The following is a 16261-nucleotide window of genomic DNA, read 5'->3' as shown; positions in this document are numbered from 1 at the left end:
TCCTACCGTCCGCCCGCCACGTCGAGCAATGCGCCGGTCACATACGCCGACGCATCCGACAACAACCACACAATCGATTCCGCGACTTCTTCCGCCGTTCCGGGACGCCCCAGCGGCGCGAGCGCACCCAGCTGTGCCGCGCGATCGGGCTTGCCGCCGCTCGCGTGAATCTCGGTATCGATCAGGCCCGGGCGGACAGCATTCACGCGCACGCCTTCAGGGCCGAGTTCTTTTGCGAGTCCGATCGTCAGGGTATCGACGGCGCCTTTCGACCCCGCGTAATCCACGTATTCGTTCGGTGACCCGAGCCGCGCTGCCGCCGACGACACATTGACGATCGACCCGCCCCGTCCCCCGCGTTTCGTCGACATGCGTCGCGCCGCTTCACGCGCGCCGAGATACGCGCCAAGCACGTTGGTATCGAAGACGCGTTTCATGCGCGCGACGTCCATGTCGGCGAGTGCGGAACCGGGCGCGACAATGCCCGCGTTGTTCACGAAGCCATCGATAGGGCCGAACGCACGCACGGTTGCATCGAACAGGGCAATCACGTCGGCTTCTTCGCAGACATCGCCCTGGATCGCGATTGCGCGCCCACCGGCGGCCTCCACACGGGCAACGGTTTCATCGGCGGCGCCGCGGTTGGTCGCGTAATTCACGCCGATCGACCAGCCACGAGCCGCGCACAGCAAGGCGGCGGCACGGCCGATTCCGCGGCTGCCGCCCGTGATCAACACTACTTTCGACATCGCGAGATTCCCCGTTTAAACAGCGTCGCGTTTCTCTGGCCAGCGGTCGACCAGCGGCGGTTTATACGCGGTGAGCGCCTCGATCAGCTTCACGGGATCGGCGTTGACTTGCAGCATGTCGAGGAACGGCGCGCGCATGAAACCTTCTTCCACCGTATGGCGCAGCATCGCGAGCAGCGGATCGTAATACCCGTCCACGTTCAGCAGCGCGACCGGCTTCTCGTGATACCGGAGTTGCGCCCACGTGTAGGCCTCGAACAGCTCTTCGAACGTACCGACACCGCCGGGCATCGATACAAACGCATCGGAGAGATCGGCCATTTTCTTCTTGCGCTGATGCATGTCGGGCACGACGTACAGATCCGTCAGACCTTTATGGCCGACTTCCTTGGTCATCAGCAATTCGGGGATCACGCCGATGGCGCGGCCACCAAGCGAGAGCACTTCGTCGGCGATGGTGCCCATCAACCCCACGCTCCCGCCGCCGTAGACCAGCGCGAGATCCGCTTCCACCAAGGCGCGGCCGAACGCTTTTGCCGCTTCGGCATAGACCGGTCTGGCCCCATTGGCGGAGCCGCAATATACGCAGACAGCTTTCATTAAGTAGGTTCCTTAGGTGCGCCGTCTTCCTTCGGCGCGCGGTAATCGGCAAAGACGCGTTCCGGCATTTTCCCCGACACGAGGTCGTCGAAAATCTGCCGTGATCGCCCGCGTAGATACGGCGCCATCACCGAGATGATATGCAGGCTCGCTTGATGCAATTCCGCGCGGATCGTTGCCTGCTCGTTGTATTTGCGCGGGTTCATGACGAACTGGTACGACAGCCAGTACGTTGCGATCACCCCCATGTTGGTCGCGATCACCTGGATTTCCGCGGGTGTCGCGACCATTTCCTGATCGGCTACGAGTGCCTCGCACAGCTGCTGCGCGAAGTTGACCTTGTGCGTGATGATCTGTTTGAAATGCGTTTCCAGCGTGCGGTTGCGGGCAAGCAGATCGTTCAGGTCACGATACAGAAAGCGGTATTGCCACAGGAAATCCGCCATGTACTGCAGGTACGACCACATCTCGTCAATCGTCGGACGATGGTCTTCGGGAAAGCGCAGCCGCTTTTCGATCTGCTGTTCGAACTGCGCGAAGATGCTGTTGATGATGTCGTCTTTGTTGCGGAAATGGTAGTACAGGTTACCTGGACTGATCTCCATCTCTTCGGCAATGGTCGTCGTCGTGACGTTCGGTTCCCCGATATCGTTGAACAGCTTCAGCGATAGTTCGAGAATCCGTTCACGGGTGCGGCGGGGAGGTTTTGCTTCCATGTCGTCCGGACCTGGTTGACCGGTTCCGGGTGAGGGCGGCCGGGTGCGGCCTGCGTGACAATCTGGGCGACAGTGTCACGATCCCGGAAAACGGTGGGTATCTTGGATATCGGACGATTATAAACGGCTGAGTAGGGGCCGAGTCTGCGCGAGGGGTGTCGGCGGGGCGCCGCGGTGCGTTAAATCTCGCTCAGGCACGTTCAGGCGCGTTTAAAACAGCATCAGGGCCCAGCGCCACAGCAGCGGGCCGACAATCAGGCCCCATGTGAGCACGCACACCAGCAGGGCGACCATGACCGCCGCGCTGCCGAAATCCTTGGCTCGTTTGGAGAGTTCGTGCCGCTCCAGCGAAATCCGGTCAATGGCCGCTTCCACGCTCGAGTTCAGCAATTCCACCATTAGCACCAGCAGTACCGATGCCAGCAGCGCCGCGCGTTCAACCGGCGAGACCGGCACGAAGATGCCGCACGGCACCAGGATTGCCGCGAGCGTCAGCTCCTGGCGGAACGCGCTTTCTTCGCGGATCGCCACGCGAAAGCCGTTCAGCGAATTTTTCATCGCGTGCCAGGCACGGGTCAGACCGCGGTTGCCCTTGTAGGGATTGAACGGCAACGGAGCGAGCGGATCGTCGGCGCTCAAGGGTTCGCTGGGATGCGGCGTGGCCTCGATGTCGTCGTCTTCGTTGCTGAAGGGTTCCCGGTGGATCAAGAGCAGGGATTTCGCTTGCACTGAAGGTTTGGCTTTCACATTGCGCTTCTTTGAAACTTGCTGTGGTTGTGCTGACGCACGCTTCGAGTCACGCTCAAAGCCGCTCCGCGGGGCGGGGATGACTCGCGGATGACTTCTCGAGCGACCGCTGTGCAGAAGTACCAGGGACGAGTCCGCCGGCGGCTTGTTGCAGCTGCGGGCGGACACATCGCCTTGTTGCTTTCGGTGGCCGGCGGGTCTCGAACCGTACAGCGCGCTCCGACACCCGCCACATTGCGCCGGGAGCCACGCGGCATTCAATCATGCCGCTGTCCCGGCTAAAGCCAGATTAAAGCCAGATTACGCCGTTGCTTGCTTCTGCGTCGCACCGCGAGTCGCAAGCGGCTTGAGATTCGACGCGAATTGCTCCGATGCCGCCCGCCACGAGAATTTCTCCGCCCACGCACGGGCATCGGCGCGTTCAATCTTGAGTGCCCGCAAACACGCTTCGCGCAGGTCTTCGTCGAGCGCACCCGGGCCATCTGTACCGAGCACATCGATCGGACCCGTCACCGGGTACGCTGCCACCGGCGTGCCGCATGCCATTGCTTCGAGAAGCACGAGACCGAAAGTGTCCGTGCGGCTCGGGAACACGAATACGTCAGCCGCCGCGTAGACTTTCGCCAGCTCCGCCTGCGACAGCACGCCAAGATAATTCGCGTTCGGATAGCGCGATTTCAGTTCGGCCAACGCTGGACCTTCACCTGCCACCCACTTCGATCCCGGCAGATCGAGCTTCAGGAAAGCCTCGACGTTCTTCTCGACCGCAACACGCCCGACATACAGAAAAATGGGCCGCGTCGTGTTCAGGACCTTCGAGTCCATCGGTTGAAAGATATCCAGATCCACGCCGCGTGTCCACAGCACCACGTTCGTAAAACCGAACTTTTCCAGGTCGTTCTTGACCACGGGCGTGGGCGCCATCACCGCTTGCGAGGGCTTGTGGAACCAGTGCAGGAACTTGTAGGTCGCGGCTAGCGGAATGTGAAACCGCGCCTGAACGTATTCAGGAAAGCGTGTGTGATACGCGGTCGTAAATGGCAGTTTATTGCGCACCGCGAACGAGCGCGCCGCCATGCCGAGCGGACCTTCCGTCGCAATGTGCAGTGCGTCCGGCGCGAATTCCTCTATGCGCTGGGCGACGCGGCGGCGCGGCAGCAGCGACAGGCGAATCTCGGGATAAGTCGGGCACGCGATGGTCCTGAATTCAAGCGGCGTCAGCAATTCCACGCGATGTCCCAGCGCAGTCAGTTCGCGGCTGGTGCTTTTCAACGTGCGCACGACGCCATTGACTTGCGGCTCCCATGCGTCGGTAACGATCATGATTTTCATTCGATGGCCTCGATAAGTGAAAGCGCGCAGACGGTTGATCAGGCAGTTGCTCCGGCCTTTTGCGAATGGTGTTCGGGGGAGCGCAGGACGGTCCAGTAAATGATCTTCAGCTCGCCTTCGAACGTCTCGACAAGCGCTGACAGGCTCTCGACCCAGTCGCCGTCGTTGCAGTACAGAACACCGTCGATATCGCGGATTTCAGCTTTGTGGATGTGGCCGCAGACAACGCCGTCGCAGCCGCGGCGGCGCGCTTCGTCGGTCATCACGTGTTCGAACTTCGAGATGAAGTTCACCGCGTTCTTGACCTGATGCTTGAGGTACTGCGAGAGCGACCAGTAGTTCAGGCCGAAGCGGCTGCGCACCCGGTTGAACCAGCGGTTGAGCAGCAGGATCAGCGTGTAGAGCGTGTCGCCGAGATAAGCGAGCCACTTCGCATGCTGGATGACACCGTCGAAAAGATCGCCGTGCACGATCCACAGGCGCTTGCCTGCGAGCGTGGTGTGGAAGGCCTCGCTGCGCACGTGGATGTCGCCGAAAGCGAGGTCGCAGAACTGACGCGCGGCTTCGTCGTGATTGCCGGGAATGTAGACCACCTGCGTGCCTTTGCGGGCTTTGCGCAGCACTTTCTGGATCACGTCGTTGTGCGCTTGCGGCCAGAACCAGCCTTTGCGAAGCTGCCATCCGTCGATGATGTCGCCAACCAGGTACAGGTACTCGGAATCGTTGTGGCGGAGAAAATCGAGGAGATAGCGCGCCTGGCAGCCGCCGGAGCCGAGATGGATATCGGACAGCCAGATGGTGCGGTAGCGATGATCGGCGGGGCCGTCGTCGGAACGGGAGGGCGGCTCGGAAATCGTCTGGGGAGCGTGGCTGGCGCCGGTGGATCCAGGAGGAGGGGGTGGCGCGACGTCGGTGCGGAACGCGATGGCTTCGGCATCGCGGAGGGTAGTGCCTAGGAGGTGACTCGCAGACGATTTAGTGGCCATGGGCACGCGCAACGGGTTGCAGTGCGGCCATTGCGCCATGCGCACGTGACGGAGCCATGACAGTCACGAAAACTTCTTATTACTAAGTGTTGCGATACGGGTACAGCGGCTGCGAAGAACGAGAAAAACCGGGGGGTATGGCGGCACCTTTGATGCGCTTTTCGGAACGCATCCAAAGCCGATGCAATGAGTCTCTCCGACACTCGCGTGCCATGAGATCACGCGAGGCTGACAAGCCGCTATCTTGTGCGCGATCCGACGTGTTGCGTCTTGCATGTCGAGGTTGGCGTGGACAAAGGCACATGCACACAGCGAAGCCACGACCGAGGCGACCCGCGGTCATCTCCGAGGTAGATCGGTCATGCATGGATCGCTGTTACCCGGATGTGTTTCATCGCGGAAAAGGCACGTTGTCTGGTGAACGCGTACGGGCCGTTTGTCGTGTTGGCATCGCCTATACTCCGTATTTACGTTGGAATCCTATGCAAACAGATAGTGGAACAGTAGGGCCTGTCATTCGAATGTCGATGTGCAAAATATGCAACGAACCTGCGCCTCTCTACGGCGTCACCGACTTCAACAAGAGTTGCGAAGAGCGTCGTGGACGCTATCTGCCGCTCACCGGCGTGCCGGTCTATTACAACCGGTGCGATGCCTGCGGCCTCATCTTCACCCGCGCGTTCGACCACTGGAGCAAAGCCGAGTATCTGCAACACATTTATAACGATGACTACGTGCTGGTCGACCCGGACTACATTGATTCACGGCCTGCGGGCAATGCCGCTTTCATTCTCGATTTCATCAAGAAAGGTCACCGGTTGAGATGTCTCGACTATGGCGGCGGCAATGGCACGCTTACGTCGTTATTGCGCGAGGGCGGGGTGGACGGACATAGTTGGGACCCGATGGATGAAGAGGGCGTATCGCCGTCCGGCACATTCGATTTCATCAGCGCGTTCGAGGTTCTGGAGCACACGCCCGAACCGCTGGCGACGGTTCAGGAAGCGCTTGGACTGCTGAACGGGCGTGGGGTGTTGCTGTTCTCCACGTTGACGATCGATCATGTATCGCCACGGGGAATGGACAACTGGTACATCGCGCCTCGCAACGGTCATATCACGCTTTACACGCGACGCTCATTGCAGACCATGTTTGCGGGATTGGGTTATCGGATTCATCACTTCAATGACAACCTGCATATGGCGCTGAAGGAAGATCCGGAGTGGCTGCTTTAAGCCCCGGGAGGTCATGGCGAATGGTCCGGCGGACCTGCATGACGATTCGGATGCCTGAGGTATTCCTGCGCCGCTGCCATGAGCGGCGGCGTTGACCTGACGTAAGCCGGAGAACGCCGGCCTAAGCCGCCGGTGGTACCACACTCACGATGCGCGTTCCGGCCAGCCGGTCATGCAGAAACTGTCGCGCCGGGTCGAGCCAGACCGCAGCGGCCCAGAGCACGATCCATACGGTGGTCACCACAAGCGTGGTCGGAACGGAAAGCTTGAGCAGCGGGTGCAATGCCAGCGGCGGCAAGAACCACAACCACGCAAACACATAGCGCGCGATGGCGCGCGCAGTCGAAACCGGCGCTCCGTGCGCATCGACTACTTTCAGCCGCCAGGTTTTCATGGGCAGGGTTTGCCCGCCATGGGTCCAGAAGTAGACGAAATAAGCCGCGAGCACGAACCCGATCCACGCCATCAAAATATTATGGTGGGTGAGCCCGTTGCGTTGCTGGGTGAGCGTACTGAACAAATACCCGGCGATAAAAACGATCCCGAACAGGATCACGCCTTCGTAGAGCATCGTAGCCAGCCGGCGCCGTAGCCGGGGCGCGGTCAATCCGGAAGACTCGACAGATTCCAAAGAGGAGGCGCTCACGGTTTGGCTATGACCCGTTGAAAACGGATGGCGCCTGTTGCGGCGAAACGGGAATTGGCGTGGCCGGCACAAAGCTGGCGGCACTGGGAATAGCCGGCGCGGCAGGCGCTCCGGCGGAACCCGACGCCCCGATTTCACCCACCGCCTCGGAAGCGCGGGCATGTTCCCGGTCGGTCATCAGCCGGTCGATATCCTTGACTTCCGTTTTGCCGGAAGGCGGCGCGCTGACAACGGTCGGGCGGCGGGGGCGTTCGGTGGCGGCGAGCTTTTTCTTCTGATCTTCCGGGAGCTTTTGATACGCGTCCCAGGCGCGTTCCCGCTTCTCAACGGGGACGGACTTTGAGACCTGATAGTTTTCGCGGGCGACCTTACGCTGATCCGGGGTCATATGGATCCATTCGGTCATGCGTTCATGAAGGCGTTTTTGCGCATCGGGCGACATCTTCTTGTATCGCGACGCGATCTTGATCCAATTTCGCTTACGTTCCTCGCTGAATTGATCCCATTCCGAGGCAAACGGCGCCAGCGCGACCCGTTGAACGTCGGTGAGTCGCGCCCAGGCCATGGGGCTTGGCGGAGAGGCGAGCGAAGAAAGCGGAGACAGGACTTCTCCCGCGCTCGCCCCGAGTGGGGCGGCGGCAGCGGGTACCGCCGAAGCGGACGAGTAAAAACGCGGATAGGTGGCGGCAAACGCGACAAGTCCCGCAATTGCGCATCCAAAGACAATCGCGAGGCCGCGCTTGTAACTCACCCGATGACTCCTGCAGTCTTAATGATTGCGCGTCAGGTACGCGTTGAAACCGTGGTCGAGATAGGCGTCGAGCGGGAGATTGTCGCTGAGCATGGCCGCGTCGATATCGGCGAGTTCCGCGGTGCGCTGCTGGTCCTCCCAATAAGCGATGCCGGCCAATCCGATCACAAGTGCGAGCAGCGGCCACGCCAGCGCGAGGCGCGAGAAGCGGCCGCGTTTACCCGCGTGGCCCGGCCCGGCGGCGCCCAGGGAGCCGGCCGCACCCGCGCCGGCGAGCGAAGGCGCGAAAACCGGCGCCGCGACAGCGACTTTTTCCGGTTTCTTGCGTGCGATCGCCATCCGGCGAGCCGCCGCCAGCTTGTCGAGCGAGGCGGCGGGCAGCGAATTGATGTTTTCGTCGAGTGCGCGGCGTACCTTCAGCGCGAACTCGGTTTCCTTTTGATCGAGAGCGTTGCTCATAGCGTGATTCCTTTCGCCTTCAGCGCGTGTGCCAGCGCGTGCGTGGCCCGCGAGCAATGTGTTTTTACGCTGCCTTCGGAGCAGCCCATTGCAGCGGCGGTTTCGGCGACGTCCATATCCTCCCAGTAACGCATGAGAAACGCTTCCCGTTGACGTGCTGGTAGTTTCTGGATCTCCGCGTCGATCAGGTTGAGCACCTGTTCACGCTCGAGCCGGCTTTCGCTGCTTTCCGCCCCGACCGTGCCGTCCTGTGATTCGAAGGTCTCGAGAGGGTCGAATTCGTCGTCGTCAGCGTTGCCGAACGAGGAAAACAGGCTTACCCACGTATTTCGGACCTTCTGCCGGCGAAAGTAGTCGTGCGTTGCATTTTGCAGGATACGCTGAAACAAAAGGGGCAACTCGGGCTGAGGCCGGTCGCCGTATTTTTCGGCGAGCTTGATCATCGCATCCTGAACGATGTCGAGCGCCGCATCGTCGTCGCGTACGGTGTACACCGTCTGCTTAAACGCGCGTCTTTCGACGCCCGCCAGAAAATCGGCGAGTTCCTTGTCTGATGCCATCCGTGAGGCCCGGCGCAACGAGCGTGCGTCGATAAGGGTTGGTGAGAGGTTTAAAACCTGCGGATGCTAGCAAACTTTTGAGTGAACAGCGAGGAAATGCGCCGCTGTTACAGGCTGAAACACGGAGTTTTCTTCAGAATTTCGGATAAATCCGAGCCTTTAGAGCGCGATTTTGACGTGCTTCCGGGGAATATCGTGCAATTTTTCCTTGACGAGCTTTATGGCCTCGGGCTATCGTTTCCGACTCGCATCATAAAGTGAACTGTCTCTTTGAGGCGAGCCCAAGAAGCCCGCTTCCCATTTAGACGCGCCGCTTGAACCCGAGCCATAAGCCCGGCAGAGAGCACCCAATCAATTTTTTGCCGAAAATTCGAAAGGTGAATGTATGAATATGCCCAGCGCGGAATTCTCCACGTCGGATACGACTCCCCCCCTCGAAGCTGAATCCATTGGCGGCACCGTGCTCATGCGCGCGCTCGCTGACGAAAAAGTCGAGTTCATTTGGGGCTATCCCGGCGGCTCGGTACTCTATATCTACGACGAGTTGTACAAGCAGGACGAGATCCAGCACATTCTCGTGCGCCACGAACAGGCCGCGGTTCATGCCGCCGACGCCTACGCGCGCTCCACGGGTAATGTCGGCGTGTGCCTCGTGACCTCCGGCCCCGGCGTCACCAATGCGGTGACCGGTATTGCCACCGCCTACATGGATTCCATCCCGCTCGTCATTATCAGCGGTCAGGTTCCTACCGCGGCAATCGGCCAGGATGCGTTCCAGGAGTGCGACACGGTCGGCATCACGCGTCCCTGCGTCAAACACAATTTCCTCGTCAAAGACGTGCGCGACCTCGCCGCGACCGTCAAGAAAGCGTTTTATATCGCCCGTACGGGACGTCCTGGCCCGGTGCTGATTGACATTCCGAAAGACGTGTCGAAGACGCCTTGCAAGTACGAACCGCTCAAGACGGTGTCGCTGCGCTCGTACAATCCGGTGACCAAAGGCCATTCCGGCCAGATCCGCAAGGCCGTGCAGTTGCTGCTCTCGGCGAAGCGTCCGTACATTTATACGGGTGGCGGAATCATTTTGGCGAATGCGGCGCGTGAGTTGAACCAGTTCGCCGACCTGCTCGGTTATCCGGTGACGAACACACTGATGGGCCTGGGCGGTTATCGCGCGGACAACAAGAAATTCCTCGGCATGCTCGGCATGCACGGCACGTACGAAGCCAACATGGCCATGCAGCACTGCGACGTGCTGATCGCGATCGGCGCGCGTTTCGACGACCGCGTGATCGGTGATCCGGAGCATTTCGCGTCGCATGCGAAGAAGATCATTCACATCGACATCGATCCGTCGTCCATTTCCAAGCGCGTGAAGGTCGATATCCCCATTGTCGGCGACGTGAAGGAAGTGCTGAAGGAGTTGATCGAACAGCTGCAGACGGCCGAACACGGTCCGGACACCGTGGCGCTGGCCGACTGGTGGAAGGACATTGAAGCGTGGCGCTCGAAGGACTGCCTCAAGTTCGACCGCGAAAGCCAGATCATCAAGCCGCAATACGTGGTCGAAAAGGCGTGGGAGCTGACCGACGGCGAAGCGTTCGTCTGTTCGGACGTTGGCCAGCATCAAATGTGGGCGGCGCAGTTCTACCGCTTCAACAAGCCGCGCCGCTGGATCAATTCGGGTGGTCTCGGCACCATGGGCTTCGGCCTGCCGGCGGCCATGGGCGTGAAGATGGCGCACCCGGACGACGAGGTCTTGTGCATCACGGGCGAAGGCTCGATCCAGATGTGCATCCAGGAATTGTCGACGTGCAAGCAATACAACACGCCGATCAAGATCATCTCGCTCAACAACCGCTATCTCGGCATGGTTCGCCAATGGCAGCAGATCGAATACAAGAAGCGTTATTCCAGTTCGTATATGGACGCGCTGCCTGACTTCGTGAAGCTGGCTGAGGCTTATGGCCACGTGGGCATGCGTATCGAACATACGCGTGATGTTGAACCGGCACTGAAGGAAGCACTGCGCCTGAAAGATCGCACGGTGTTCCTCGACTTCCAGACAGATCCCACCGAAAACGTATTTCCGATGGTCCAGGCAGGCAAGGGCATCACGGAAATGCTGCTCGGATCGGAAGATCTATAACGGCTGTTTTCCCTAGCGCGGCTCACGCGCGCCCGTCTCCACAAAAGACGATCGTGGCGCGTGAGTTTTGCGGGAACACGCTTATTCACTGGATAAATCAGGAACGTGAATCATGAGACATATCATTTCCGTGCTGCTGGAAAACGAACCGGGCGCGTTATCGCGCGTCGTCGGCCTCTTTTCCGCACGTGGCTACAACATTGAAACCTTGACGGTGGCGCCGACCGAAGACAGTTCGCTGTCGCGGCTGACCATCGTTTCCATTGGCTCGGATGACGTGATCGAACAGATCACAAAGCACCTGAACCGCCTGATCGAGGTGGTGAAAGTGGTCGACCTGACAGAGGGCGCCCACATCGAGCGCGAGCTGATGCTGATCAAGGTGAGAGCGGTCGGTAAGGAACGGGAAGAGATGAAACGGATGGCGGACATCTTCCGCGGCCGCATTATCGACGTCACCGAAAAAAGCTACACGATGGAACTGACGGGCGCGAGCGACAAACTTGACGCATTTATTCAGGGGCTGGACGCAACGGCGATTCTCGAGACCGTGCGCACAGGCAGTTCCGGCATTGGCCGGGGCGAGCGAATCCTGAAGGTCTGAGAGCGGCTGAACAACGCGAACGTTGAACGTTATTTTCGCACCCAATTTCACAAATTAAATTCAAGTAAAGGAACCACCATGAAAGTTTTCTACGACAAAGACGCCGATCTCTCCCTCATCAAGGGCAAGCAAGTCACGATCATCGGCTATGGCTCGCAAGGCCATGCACACGCGCTGAACCTGAAGGACAGCGGTGTGAACGTGACGGTCGGCCTGCGCAAGAACGGCGCATCGTGGAGCAAGGCTGAAAAGGCCGGACTGAAGGTCAAGGAAGTGGCCGAAGCCGTAAAGGGCGCGGACGTGGTCATGATGCTGCTGCCGGACGAGCAGATCGCCGAAGTCTACAAGAACGAGGTGCACGACAACGCCAAGGAAGGCGCTGCGCTGGCATTCGCGCACGGTTTCAACGTGCACTACGGCCAGGTCATCCCGCGTGCCGACCTTGACGTGATCATGATCGCGCCGAAGGCGCCGGGTCACACGGTGCGTGGCACGTATGCCCAAGGCGGCGGCGTTCCCCACCTGATCGCAGTGGCGCAGGACAAGTCGGGCTCGGCACGCGACGTGGCGTTGTCGTACGCGGTCGCTAACGGCGGCGGCCGTGCCGGCATTATCGAAACGAACTTCCGTGAAGAAACGGAAACTGACTTGTTCGGCGAGCAAGCTGTGCTGTGCGGCGGTACGGTCGACCTGATCAAGGCCGGCTTCGAAACGCTGGTGGAAGCAGGCTACGCGCCGGAAATGGCTTACTTCGAATGCCTGCACGAACTGAAGCTGATCGTCGACCTGATCTATGAAGGCGGTATCGCCAACATGAACTACTCGATCTCGAACAACGCTGAATACGGCGAATATGTGACGGGTCCGAAGATCGTGACGTCGGAAACGAAGAAGGCAATGAAGCAAGTGCTGACGGACATCCAGACCGGCGAGTACGCAAAGAGCTTCATCATCGAAAACAAGGCTGGCGCGCCGACGCTGCAATCGCGTCGCCGCCTGACGGCTGAGCACCAGATCGAAACGGTCGGCGCCAAGCTGCGTGCGATGATGCCGTGGATTGCGGCAAACAAGCTGGTTGATCAGTCGAAGAACTAAGCAGCCTCAGAACTAAAAAAGCTGAACGACCGGCCATGCGCGCCGGTCCTAGTGAAGACCGCAAGCCGTCCGGTGTCGCTTGGCGCCGGACGGCTTTTGCTATCCTACGGTTTTACTAAAAATATAGAACTCGTTCATGAACTATCCACATCCGATCATCGCGCGTGAAGGCTGGCCGTTTATTGCCATTGCGGCTGTCATTGCCGTGTTGATCCAGGCCATCGGCGGCTTTGGTTTTGCCTGGCCGTTCTGGCTGTTGACGATCTTCGTCGTCCAGTTTTTCCGTGACCCGGCCCGGCCGATTCCCGTTCAGGCGAACGCCGTGTTGTGTCCCGCCGACGGCCGTATCGTCGCGGTGGAAACCGCTCACGATCCCTACGCGGGCCGCGAAGCGCTGAAGATCAGCGTGTTCATGAACGTGTTCAATGTCCATTCGCAGCGCTCGCCGGTAGATGGCGCCATCAGCAAGGTGGAGTACTTTCCGGGTTCGTATCTCAACGCTGCCGTCGACAAGGCTTCGACCGAGAACGAACGCAATGCGATCGTGATCCAGACCGCGGCGGGGCATACGGTGACCTCGGTGCAGATCGCCGGACTGATTGCGCGGCGCATCCTGTGCTATGTCCACGTGGGCGAGCCGCTTAACCGCGGCCAGCGTTATGGTTTCATCCGCTTCGGGTCGCGCGTCGATGTGTATTTGCCGGTGGGCAGCCATCCGCGGGTGGCGATTGGCGAGAAGGTGTCGGCCTCGTCTACCATCCTTGCCGAGTTTGCAGAGTAATCAGCACAAGTAAAGCGGTAAAACCAGGCTGCACAACGGAGGACTCGATGGCGGCACTCAAACCGCGCCGGACGCGAAGCACGACAACACCCCCGCGGGCTTTTCGCCGCAACAAGGCGGCGCAGGACATCGGCGTGCTGGAAACGCGGCGTGCGAAGCGGCAACAGTTTTTGAGGAAGCGCGGCATTTACCTGCTGCCCAACGCGTTCACCACGGCCGCGTTGTTCTGCGGCTTTTTCGCGGTCGTGCAGGCCATGAACGTGCGCTTCGAGATCGCGGCCATAGCAATCTTCGTGGCAATGGTGCTGGACGGCATGGATGGCCGTGTCGCGCGCATGACGCATACGCAGAGCGCGTTCGGCGAGCAGTTCGACAGCCTTTCCGACATGGTCTCTTTCGGCGTCGCGCCGGCGCTGGTGATGTACGAGTGGATCCTGAAAGACCTGGGTCGATGGGGCTGGCTCGCAGCGTTCGTCTATTGCTCGGGGGCGGCGTTGCGTCTTGCGCGCTTCAATACGAACGTAGGCGTAGTGGACAAACGCTATTTCCAGGGCCTGCCGAGTCCGGCAGCGGCGGCGTTGATCGCAGGTTTTGTATGGCTCGCCACGGATAACCGCGTGCCGCTGAAGCTGGTCTGGTTGCCGTGGGTGGCGTTTGCGCTGACCATCTATGCCGGTGTCACTATGGTGTCAAACGCGCCGTTCTACAGCGGCAAGGCGCTCGACGTGCGGTTCCGCGTCCCGTTCGCAGGCGTGTTGCTGGTGGTGGTGGCGTTCGTGCTGGTATCGTCGGATCCGCCTTTGATGTTGTTCGGCTTGTTCGTGTTGTACGGTTTCTCCGGTTACGCGTGGTGGGGGTACATGGCCATGCGCGGCCGGCCGAATCCGGCCAGGTCGTCTGAAAAACCGCATTGAAAGCACAGCGCGCATTGGCTTGAATCCGGTGCGCGCTGTTTGCTTTTGGGCGTCTTATGGCCCCAAACCCGGCGGATGACACCAATCGGATCGATCGGAAAGCCCAATTGCACGCTCTCAAAAATCTCGTTATAGTCTCCAAATGATTTTTTTCGCCCATCCCCTCTCGTCTTTCCTAGCTGGTGCGCCGCTACGCGCGCTACCGCTACTAGCGCGCCTGCCGCGCTAAGCTTCCCGCCTCCCGTCTGCTCGTTCGTGGTTTTCGACGCCAGCGGTGGCGCGAACACCCGGATTCCGTATTGTTTTTCCCCACCGTTTTCAAAACTCTAAAACTCCCCACTGGAGCCCGACATGGCAGACAAACTGATCATTTTCGACACGACCTTGCGCGATGGCGAGCAATCCCCCGGCGCGTCGATGACAAAGGAAGAGAAGATCCGGATCGCGAAGGCGCTCGAGCGGATGAAGGTCGATGTGATCGAAGCAGGTTTCGCTGCCAGCTCGAACGGCGACTTTGACGCGATCCACACCATTGCCGGCCTGGTCAAGGACAGCACGATCTGCTCGCTCGCCCGCGCCAACGATAAAGACATCCAGCGCGCTGCCGACGCCCTGAAGCCCGCCGATCACTTCCGCATCCATACGTTCATTGCCACGTCGGCGCTGCATATGGAAAAGAAGCTGCGCATGAGCGCGGATCAGGTCTACGAACAGGCGCGTCTCGCCGTGCGTTTCGCGCGCAAGTTCACCGATGACGTTGAATTCTCGCCGGAAGACGGCAGCCGTTCGGATCTCGATTTCCTGTGCAGGGTGCTGGAAGCGGTGATCGCGGAAGGCGCGACCATCATCAATATCCCCGATACCGTCGGCTACGCCGTGCCGGAAGGCTACGGCAACCTGATCAGGACGATCCGCGAACGCGTGCCGAATTCGGACAAGGCGGTCTGGTCCGTGCATTGCCACGATGACCTCGGCATGGCGGTGGCGAATTCGCTGGCCGGCGTGCACATCGGCGGCGCGCGTCAGATTGAATGCACTATCAACGGCCTGGGCGAGCGCGCCGGTAACACGGCGCTGGAAGAAGTCGTGATGGCGATGAAAACGCGCAAGGATTACTACGGGCTGGAACTGGGTATCGATACAACGCATATCGTGCCGACCTCGAAGCTCGTCTCGCAGATCACCGGTTTTGTCGTGCAGCCCAACAAGGCTGTTGTGGGTGCGAACGCGTTTGCGCATGCGTCCGGCATTCACCAGGATGGCGTGCTCAAAGCGCGCGATACCTACGAAATCATGCGCGCCGAAGACGTGGGCTGGTCGACCAACAAGATCGTGCTCGGCAAGCTGTCCGGCCGCAATGCGTTCAAGCAACGCCTGGAAGACCTGGGCGTGACGCTGGAATCGGAAACGGATGTGAACGCCGCGTTCGTGCGCTTCAAGGAACTCGCCGATCGTAAATCCGAGATCTTCGATGAAGACATCATGGCGATCGTCTCCGAAGAATCAGCGGAAATGCAGGCCAAGGAAACGTTCCGTTTCGTGTCGCTGGCCCAGCATTCGGAAACGGGCGAGCAGCCGCATGCACGCGTGGTATTTGCCGTCGACGGTATTGAAGTGCAGGGTGAATCGCGTGGCAATGGCCCGGTCGATGCCACGCTGCACGCGATCGAATCGAAGGTGACGAGCGGCGCCGAGCTGGTGCTGTATTCGGTGAACGCAATTACCACCGGTACGCAGGCTCAGGGCGAAGTGACCGTGCGTCTGTCGAAGAGCGGCCGGATTGTGAACGGCGTGGGCACGGACCCGGACATTGTGGCGGCGTCGGCGAAGGCTTATCTTGCGGCGCTCAACAAGCTGCATTCGAAGGTCGAGAAGCTGAATCCGCAGCTTTCCTGAATTGATTCGATTGATGAAGCGCGTACCTGGCGCTTCATCGG

The 16261-nt window shown here is 60.0% G+C and carries 16 protein-coding genes and 1 pseudogene; 7 read left to right on the top strand and 10 right to left on the bottom strand.

What is annotated here, in order from left to right:
- Nucleotides 1–2: 2 nt before the first annotated feature.
- The 6 genes and pseudogenes from ABH944_RS38620 to ABH944_RS38595 all read right to left on the bottom strand — a co-directional run.
- Nucleotides 3–749: an SDR family oxidoreductase gene (locus ABH944_RS38620; protein WP_404613491.1), complete on the bottom strand. Its 747-nt coding sequence runs from the start codon at nucleotides 747–749 to the stop codon at nucleotides 3–5.
- Nucleotides 750–764: 15 nt separating this feature from the next.
- Complete coding sequence (locus ABH944_RS38615) at nucleotides 765–1349, bottom strand: LOG family protein (protein WP_404613489.1); 585 nt, start codon at nucleotides 1347–1349, stop codon at nucleotides 765–767.
- Nucleotides 1349–2065 carry a TetR/AcrR family transcriptional regulator gene (locus tag ABH944_RS38610; RefSeq protein WP_404613487.1) on the bottom strand — a complete coding sequence of 239 codons (717 nt, stop codon included), beginning with the start codon at nucleotides 2063–2065 and terminating at the stop codon, nucleotides 1349–1351. The genes ABH944_RS38615 and ABH944_RS38610 overlap by 1 nt, the downstream gene beginning before the upstream one ends.
- A gap of 210 nt (nucleotides 2066–2275) precedes the next feature.
- Nucleotides 2276–2773 carry a diacylglycerol kinase gene (locus tag ABH944_RS38605; protein ID WP_075583369.1) on the bottom strand — a complete coding sequence of 166 codons (498 nt, stop codon included), beginning with the start codon at nucleotides 2771–2773 and terminating at the stop codon, nucleotides 2276–2278.
- Nucleotides 2774–3112: 339 nt separating this feature from the next.
- Nucleotides 3113–4144 (bottom strand): glycosyltransferase family 4 protein, encoded by a 1032-nt coding sequence (locus ABH944_RS38600; RefSeq protein WP_404613485.1) that lies wholly within the window; start codon nucleotides 4142–4144, stop codon nucleotides 3113–3115.
- A 38-nt stretch (nucleotides 4145–4182) separates the two neighbouring features.
- Nucleotides 4183–4974 (bottom strand): annotated as a pseudogene (locus ABH944_RS38595) (UDP-2,3-diacylglucosamine diphosphatase); the annotation flags it as partial.
- 683 nt (nucleotides 4975–5657) lie between these two features.
- On the opposite strand from ABH944_RS38595, the gene ABH944_RS38590 reads away from it, so the two are divergent.
- Nucleotides 5658–6365 (top strand): class I SAM-dependent methyltransferase, encoded by a 708-nt coding sequence (locus ABH944_RS38590; protein WP_404613483.1) that lies wholly within the window; start codon nucleotides 5658–5660, stop codon nucleotides 6363–6365.
- Between the two features lie 121 nt (nucleotides 6366–6486).
- Here the strand turns inward: ABH944_RS38590 and ABH944_RS38585 are convergent, their stop codons facing one another.
- From ABH944_RS38585 to ABH944_RS38570, 4 genes are read right to left on the bottom strand one after another with little or no spacing between them, the layout of a single operon-like run.
- Nucleotides 6487–7011, bottom strand: a complete 525-nt coding sequence (locus tag ABH944_RS38585) for an RDD family protein (RefSeq protein WP_404613482.1) — start codon at nucleotides 7009–7011, stop codon at nucleotides 6487–6489.
- 7 nt (nucleotides 7012–7018) lie between these two features.
- Nucleotides 7019–7762 carry a DUF3106 domain-containing protein gene (locus ABH944_RS38580; protein ID WP_404613480.1) on the bottom strand — a complete coding sequence of 248 codons (744 nt, stop codon included), beginning with the start codon at nucleotides 7760–7762 and terminating at the stop codon, nucleotides 7019–7021.
- A gap of 18 nt (nucleotides 7763–7780) precedes the next feature.
- A complete protein-coding gene (locus ABH944_RS38575; RefSeq protein ID WP_404613478.1) occupies nucleotides 7781–8221 on the bottom strand; it encodes a DUF3619 family protein in 441 nt (146 codons plus the stop codon).
- Nucleotides 8218–8781, bottom strand: coding sequence for an RNA polymerase sigma factor (locus tag ABH944_RS38570; RefSeq protein ID WP_062084548.1), 564 nt, complete (start codon nucleotides 8779–8781; stop codon nucleotides 8218–8220). The genes ABH944_RS38575 and ABH944_RS38570 overlap by 4 nt, the downstream gene beginning before the upstream one ends.
- Nucleotides 8782–9166: 385 nt before the next feature.
- Here ABH944_RS38570 and ABH944_RS38565 point away from each other — a divergent pair, with 385 nt between their 5' ends.
- The 6 genes from ABH944_RS38565 to ABH944_RS38540 all read left to right on the top strand — a co-directional run bounded on the left by ABH944_RS38565 (nucleotide 9167) and on the right by ABH944_RS38540 (nucleotide 16220).
- Nucleotides 9167–10930 (top strand): acetolactate synthase 3 catalytic subunit, encoded by a 1764-nt coding sequence (locus ABH944_RS38565; RefSeq protein ID WP_404613476.1) that lies wholly within the window; start codon nucleotides 9167–9169, stop codon nucleotides 10928–10930.
- 112 nt (nucleotides 10931–11042) lie between these two features.
- On the top strand, nucleotides 11043–11534 hold the full coding sequence (ilvN, locus tag ABH944_RS38560; RefSeq protein WP_047844600.1) for an acetolactate synthase small subunit: 492 nt from the start codon (nucleotides 11043–11045) through the stop codon (nucleotides 11532–11534).
- 78 nt (nucleotides 11535–11612) lie between these two features.
- Nucleotides 11613–12629: a ketol-acid reductoisomerase gene (gene ilvC, locus ABH944_RS38555; RefSeq protein ID WP_404613473.1), complete on the top strand. Its 1017-nt coding sequence runs from the start codon at nucleotides 11613–11615 to the stop codon at nucleotides 12627–12629.
- 136 nt (nucleotides 12630–12765) lie between these two features.
- On the top strand, nucleotides 12766–13410 hold the full coding sequence (locus ABH944_RS38550) for a phosphatidylserine decarboxylase (RefSeq protein WP_404613471.1): 645 nt from the start codon (nucleotides 12766–12768) through the stop codon (nucleotides 13408–13410).
- Nucleotides 13411–13457: 47 nt separating this feature from the next.
- Complete coding sequence (pssA, locus tag ABH944_RS38545; protein WP_062084540.1) at nucleotides 13458–14324, top strand: CDP-diacylglycerol--serine O-phosphatidyltransferase; 867 nt, start codon at nucleotides 13458–13460, stop codon at nucleotides 14322–14324.
- Nucleotides 14325–14675: 351 nt separating this feature from the next.
- Nucleotides 14676–16220, top strand: coding sequence for a 2-isopropylmalate synthase (locus ABH944_RS38540; protein ID WP_404613469.1), 1545 nt, complete (start codon nucleotides 14676–14678; stop codon nucleotides 16218–16220).
- Nucleotides 16221–16261: the final 41 nt, after the last annotated feature.

The organism is Caballeronia udeis, assembly GCF_044909315.1.
GTDB classification, from domain to species: Bacteria; Pseudomonadota; Gammaproteobacteria; order Burkholderiales; family Burkholderiaceae; genus Caballeronia; species Caballeronia udeis_A.
Note: the sequence above shows the minus strand (reverse complement) of the source record. Positions and strands in the feature narration are given on the sequence as shown.